The sequence below is a fragment of the Corynebacterium sp. MSK044 genome (genome assembly GCF_030232825.1).
GTDB lineage: Bacteria > Actinomycetota > Actinomycetes > Mycobacteriales > Mycobacteriaceae > Corynebacterium.
This window is the reverse complement of sequence record NZ_JASPJJ010000006.1, coordinates 122,028-128,592: the sequence shown is the minus strand read 5'-3', so window position 1 is coordinate 128,592 and position 6,565 is coordinate 122,028. Positions and strand designations below refer to the sequence as shown.

Genomic DNA, 6,565 nt, shown 5'->3' with positions numbered 1-6,565 from the left:
AACATAACCCGCCCAATCGGGTGGACGGCCTATGAATCTTCGGTGCCCTGGGGTGGAACTGCTAACAACGTAATGGGGTGGCGAGGGTTATCCTTGGTCGCTCTCTTTCGCTGCGTGTGTGCAGACGGTTACATTGCGAAAAATCGGCTCGGATGAAATCCCTGGTAGATAATTTCTACTGTTTGATAGTTACCAGCGCAATGTAACTGTCTACACAGATGTACGCGGGGGCGAGCGCTCAGGACCCAAGCGAAGCCAAGCGGGACACGGAAGCAGCAGGCGTTGTCGCTTGCAAGGGCGTTTCCAGGCGGCAACCGCTAAACGCGTTTCCGTCCGACCTGTCGCCGGCGGGCAAATCACATCTGTAACACCTAAGTTTGCCAAATAGGCTGAAAACGGGCGTTTTAGGCTCAAAAATTGGCAGTTTGGCAAACTTAGGTGTTTCAGTAGTTGCAGTTGGTACGCAATATGCCGTCGGGGTGGAATTTGAGATTAGGGAGCACGGTGAAATAGGGGACAGAGGTACAGCTGTCATGGCTGGTGCGCGTGTGGCAACAGGTGCGGAACGCGCGCGACTGGGATAGTGCGAGCGAGGGAGGCCAGCTAGGCCGTGACGCGGTAGACGTCGAAAACACCCTCGATGTTGCGGATCTGGTTCATCAGTGTGCCAAGTTGCTTGGTGTCAGAGACTTGGAAGGTGAAGCGGACGGTGGCAATGTGGTCGTCGCCGCAGTGGTGGTTGAAGGCAACGACGGGCAGCTTCTGGTCATTGAGCACGCGGGTGAGTTCCGCCAGCAGGCCTTGCTTGTCCAAGGCCTCGAGTTGCATGGTGGCCATGGAGGCGCCGTGGTGGGAGCCGCGGTCCCAGGAGACGTCGATAAGCCGGGCAGATTCTTGGCGGAGCTTGTCGGCGTTGGTGCAGTCGGAGCGGTGGACGGAGACGCCCCCGCCACGGGTGACAAAACCAAAGATGTCATCGCCGGGAACGGGGAGGCAGCAGCGTGCAAGCTTGGCCATGACGTCCGGAGAGCCTTCGACGAGGATGCCCGGGCCGTCCGTGCGCGTGGGCGTTTTCACCATTTCGGAGAATGGTGCGCGGGAGGTCAAGGCATCAACGGCGTCATCCTCATCGCCGAACATGTCCATGAGCATGCTGACAACATGCTTCGCGGAGACATTGCCAGCGCCGATGGCGGTGTACAGCCCATCAACGCCCTCATAGCCGAGCTGGGTAGCCACCTTGTTCATGGATTCGGCGGTGAAGAGGCGGTGCAATGGCAGGCCACCACGCTGGACTTCCGCAGCCAGGGCGTCACGGCCGGCTTCCAAGTGCTCTTCGCGGCGCTCTTTAGCAAACCACTGGCGGATCTTCGTCCGCGCGCGGGGTGAGACAACGAACTCCTGCCAATCGCGGGACGGGCCGGCGTTGCTGTCCTTGGATGTGAAGACCTCTACCCTGTCGCCCGACTTCAGCGTGGACTCCAGTGCGACGAGTTTGCCGTTGACCTTCGCGCCGATGCAGCGGTGGCCGACCTCCGTGTGCACGGCGTAGGCAAAGTCCACTGGAGTGGAGCCAGCAGGAAGGTTGATCACGTCACCCTTCGGGGTGAAACAGAAGATCTGAGCCGATGTCAGGTCATAGCGCAGTGAGTCGAGGAACTCGTTGGGGTCCGCTGCCTCCTTCTGCCAGTCAAGTAGCTGACGCATCCACGTCATCTGGTCAATCTCAGCCTGGTCGCCCTTGTGGGACCCCTTGGTTTCCTTGTACCGCCAGTGCGCAGCAACACCGAATTCGGCGTTGTAGTGCATCTCGTGTGTGCGCACCTGGATTTCCAGCGGGCGGCCAGAGTGGTTCATCACCGTGGTGTGCAGTGACTGGTACACGCCGAAGCGGGGGTTGGAAATGTAGTCCTTGAACCGTCCCGGCATCGCGTAGTACATCGAGTGGACTACGCCGATCGCGGCATAGCAGTCGCTGACGGTGTCCACCAGAACGCGGATGCCTACAAGGTCAAAGATCTCCGCAAAGTCACGTCCGCGCACCGCCATCTTCTGGTAGATCGACCAGTAGTGTTTCGGGCGGCCCATGACGTCCGCTTTGATGCCATTGGCTTTGAGCTCGTTGTGGATCTCAGTGGTGATCTCCTTGAGCGCCCGATCACGTGAGGGAGCACGCTCCGCGACAAGGCGGACGATCTCCTCGTACTTCTTCGGATACAGGATGGCAAAGGCCAAATCTTCGAGTTCCCACTTCACCGTGGCCATGCCCAGGCGGTGTGCCAGTGGCGCGATCACCTCAAGGGTTTCGCGCGCCTTTTTCTCCTGCTTCTCCGGTGGCAGGAAACGCATGGTGCGCATGTTGTGCAGGCGATCCGCAACCTTGATCACCAGCACGCGCGGGTCCTGTGCCATGGCCACGACCATTTTGCGGATCGTTTCTGCCTCGGCAGCAGTGCCAAAGGCGACCTTGTCCAGTTTGGTCACACCGTCCACAAGACGGGCCACCTCCGGCCCAAAATCGGCAGTGAGGTCATCCAGGGAGTAGTCGGTGTCCTCCACCGTGTCATGCAGCAACGCGGCGATGACGGTGGTGGTATCCATGCCGATTTCAGCGCAGATGGTGGCCACTGCCAAAGGGTGCGTGATGTACGGGTCCCCGGACTTGCGGCTCACTCCCTCGTGCAGGCGCTCAGCCGTGTCATACGCACGGGAAATATCTTCCACGCCACTACGCGGGTGGTATTTGCGGTGGATAGACAGCAACGGCTCCAAAACCGGATTGGACCGCGGTCGACCACCGGTGAGGGACCGCGCGAGGCGGGCGGAAACACTGCGCACGGACGTCCCGGAACGACGTTGCGGCCTATCGTGGGACGTCACTTACAGCTCCTCCAAGTTCCAGGGGCGAACACTTCCGATTAGTGTACTCAGGCCCCTCCGAATATGAACGGGTTTCTACTCCCCTTTGTTCAGCACTACCAGAGGCAGATCAGCAAGGCGCTCCCGGCCACCCAGGCCCTCCACCTCAAGTACGACTACGCAACCGCAGACGGTTCCGCCAGCACGGTGGATAAGGTCACGGGCGGCCATGAGGGTGCCCCCGGTGGCCAAGACATCGTCAACAAGCACGACACGCTTACCTTCGAGCTGCATGCCCTCGGCTGGGATCTCCAACGCGGCTTCGCCGTACTCCAGCGAGTACTCCTCACGGATGACGGGTGGCGGAAGCTTGCCCTTCTTGCGGATAGCCAAAATGCCCACGCCCATATCAAAGGCCACGGCGGAGCCCAGCAAGAAACCTCGCGCGTCTAGGCCACCAATCATGTCAGCGCCGAGTTCCCGGCATGCGGCGGATAATTCACTAATCACAACATTAAGCGCATCCTTGTCCGCGAGCACTGGGGTGAGATCCTCAAAGAGCACGCCCTTCTCTGGAAAGTCCTGGACATAGCGCGTCTTCGCGGCAAGAGCCTCACGCGCGGTACGGAAGGTTGCGTTGTTGCTTGAGAGCTGGTCGGGGTGTGTCACGGTTCTAAGAGCCGACTTTCTTGTTGCGAGTGGTGGCCCGAGGAACCTGCCAACGGTCCATGTTCCAGCCAATTCCTACGGGGCCAGTGTAAACGACGACATTTTGAATGTTCTTATCCACAATGAAGGTGCGTGGTTGAGCAGATAGTGGGATGGAAGGCAGCTCATCCCACAGGCGTTGTTCCTCTGAGCGCAGGGACTGCAGCTCTTCGGAACGGGACACGGAGGTCTCATACTCCACCATCGGGTCAACGGCACCGAGATATGCGTCCACCATCTCTTTGTTGGGGTTGTGCTCATTCACAGGGTGCTCCTCGGTGAGCAGGTCACCGCGGGTCTTGCCGTTGCCGGTGGCATCAATCACTGTGATTCCTGCTGGTTCGCAGGATTTCCGGATGGCTTCCACCATCGCGGCGTAGCGCTTGCTGGGCGCAAGGTAGCCAATGCGCAACTCCAGGCCCGCAGCGGCCTTCGCGCCCTCAATGTCCACCGTGAGATGCGGCTGCGCAATATCGCCGAGGTGCCGCGTCATTGGGTCATTGTGGTTGAGCACGTGGACAGGAGATGCTGGAAGCTCGATGCCTGCAATGCTTGACGACGCCTCCGCCACCCCCTGATTATCCACACACTTCGACAACGCCTGGCGGTTCTCTTTCATCGCCCATGGACCAGAATCAGCAAAGATGAGCGTGTCCGTCATCTCCCCGATCACGGTTTGCAGTTCTTGGTGTGCTTCTGGCGCAGACGGGTCAACGGATTCCTTCGCGCTGCCTGTGGACTTTCCGTCGGAGGCGTCCGCAGTGGAGTCGCCTGCTACAGCGTCATCGGCGTTTCCGCCTTCATCTGGGTCAGGTGCGGCGTTGTACCACTCGGGGTTGTGATCGTCCAGGTCTCCTACCATGAGCGCGCCCGCTGCCTGGAGTTCTGCGGTGTCCTTGGAGGAAGGCCACACGACGATCCTCTCCACCCCGGGCGCATCCCCGTAGTACGTCTCATTGGCAATGAGGGTGACTTCCCCTTCCTCCCCCACCGAGTCGATCTTGTAGGGGCCGAAGGAGACCTGCAGTTCCGGATCAAACTCCGCCAAACTAAAGCCGTAGCGCCATACTTGTGCGGCACGCGCCAGCACATCCGGATCGGAGGTCTCAAGCGCCTGTGTCAACTGGGATGTTTCCATCCCCAGCTTCTTTGCCACGGCATGCGCCGGCAGCACAGTGCCCGCACCGAAGAGCTCACGCCAACGGCCGCCCTTGCCTTCCTCAAACACCACGGTGAATTCCTTGGCGCCGGGTGCACAGTCCACACGAGCCACCTGCTGCATCTGTGGGAGGTGCGAGGAGAAGATGCGCGGGTTCGAACCAGCCACGAAAGCCAACTTGTAGTCATCACACGTCACCGGCACGCCGTCGGAGAACACGGCCTCATCAGTGAGCGTGTAAATAATTTGGCGTTGGGGCCCCGGCAGAACCTGGGTGTGCACCAAATCGGTGTTAGGAATCCGCTGGCCAGACGGCCCCGGAATGAAGGCACCGGGGAAGATACGACCGGACAGTCGCTGCATCTTCATCGAATCGCCCAGATTCGTTGCAGCATTCGTGGTCACCAGCGGCACCGGCAGCTGGTAGCCGAAGGAATCCAAAGCACCTGATGCAGATGCACCATCCCTGCCCGAGGAGCAACCAGCGAGCACCAGCGCAGTGGCCACAGTCATGGCTGCCACCGCGTTGATGCGCTTGAAGCTCAGACGGTTAGTACGCCTGGTTTTTCGTTGTTTCCACACGGTCGATCCTTCCCCACACCTAGACTTCTGGCTCCGGCTCTTAGCCTCGGGTTGGACGCCAAGTAGTGGTCACGGAGGATTCTGAGGCCGCGTCCTCATCATTCGTCTCAACCTCAGCAGTTCCAGCTGGAACGGAGACGGTGCGCTTGACATCCTTCGTGCCGGAAGCCTCATCATCGCTGGAGATACCGGCCCGGAAGTCAGCCACTTCCTGGTTGTGCTTCTTGTATGGCTTCTGCCTGTTGGTCAGCGTGACCAACAAAGAGGTAGCCAGGAACAGAGAGGAGATCACGCCTTCCACAACGCCGATGAGCTGAATCATCGCCAGATCCTGCAGCGTACCCACACCCAGCAGCCACACTGCCACGATCATCAGCGCGATAATCGGCAGAGCAGAAATAACCGAAGTGGAAATAGAACGCATCAGAGTCTCATTGACAGCCAGGTTCGCTTCCTCCGCATACGTGGAGCGCCGCGAATCAAGCACGCCTTCCGTGTTCTCCTTCACCTTGTCAAACACAATCACCGTGTCGTACAGGGAGAAGGTCAGCACCGTCAGCAGACCAATGATCATTGCCGGGGTGACTTCAAGGCCGAAGAGGGCGTAAATGCCTAGGATCACTACACCGTCGAAAAGCAATGCGACCATCGCGGCGATAGCCATGTTGCGCTGCAAGCGCACGGCAACATACACGGCAGCGGCGATGAGGAAGATGACCATGGACAGGATCATGCGCTCTGTAATCGTGGAACCCCACGACTCAGACACCGTCGAATCACCAATCGCATCCGGGGTGGCATTACCGTCCGCATCCTTAGGCTCGTGGGCCTTGTAGATGGCCTCACGGGCGGTGTCGATCTGCTCTTGGGTCAACAGCTCAGAGTTGATCTCCAACGTGCGCGAATCACCGGCACCGACGATTTGCGTCAGCTCCGGAGTCACACCAGTGGCTTCAACAAAGGTGTCCTCAACTTGCTCAACCACAAGGTCACCGGCGGGCATGCTCATCTTCGTACCGCCCTCAAAATCAATGCCCAGGTTGAATCCGCGCAGCGCAATCGCCACGATAGAAATCACCAACAACACAACGGAGATGGTGTACCACAGCTTGGAGCGACCAATGAAGTCAATCGCACCCTTGCCTTCGTACAGGCGCTCAATACCAGTCGCGCGGTGCTCCTCAGCGTTGATGTTGCCCGCGGCTGTGTCTGCACCAACCGGGTCCGATTGTGTGGAGTTCATGGAGGTACTCACAG

Annotated in this window: 4 protein-coding genes; all 4 read right to left on the bottom strand. The window is 59.3% G+C overall.

Features of this window, described 5'->3' with window-relative positions:
* Positions 1 to 603 precede the first annotated feature (603 nt).
* The 4 genes from QP994_RS05730 to secF all read right to left on the bottom strand — a co-directional run bounded on the left by QP994_RS05730 (position 604) and on the right by secF (position 6,563).
* Positions 604 to 2,880 (bottom strand): RelA/SpoT family protein, encoded by a 2,277-nt coding sequence (locus QP994_RS05730; RefSeq protein ID WP_284854819.1) that lies wholly within the window; start codon positions 2,878 to 2,880, stop codon positions 604 to 606.
* Positions 2,881 to 2,955: 75 nt separating this feature from the next.
* The gene (locus tag QP994_RS05725; RefSeq protein ID WP_284854818.1) at positions 2,956 to 3,528 is read right to left on the bottom strand and encodes an adenine phosphoribosyltransferase; all 573 of its coding nucleotides are present in this window, start codon (positions 3,526 to 3,528) and stop codon (positions 2,956 to 2,958) included.
* Between the two features lie 4 nt (positions 3,529 to 3,532).
* The gene (locus QP994_RS05720; protein ID WP_284854817.1) at positions 3,533 to 5,308 is read right to left on the bottom strand and encodes an ABC transporter substrate-binding protein; all 1,776 of its coding nucleotides are present in this window, start codon (positions 5,306 to 5,308) and stop codon (positions 3,533 to 3,535) included.
* A gap of 40 nt (positions 5,309 to 5,348) precedes the next feature.
* Positions 5,349 to 6,563 carry a protein translocase subunit SecF gene (gene secF / locus QP994_RS05715; protein ID WP_284865676.1) on the bottom strand — a complete coding sequence of 405 codons (1,215 nt, stop codon included), beginning with the start codon at positions 6,561 to 6,563 and terminating at the stop codon, positions 5,349 to 5,351.
* Positions 6,564 to 6,565: the final 2 nt, after the last annotated feature.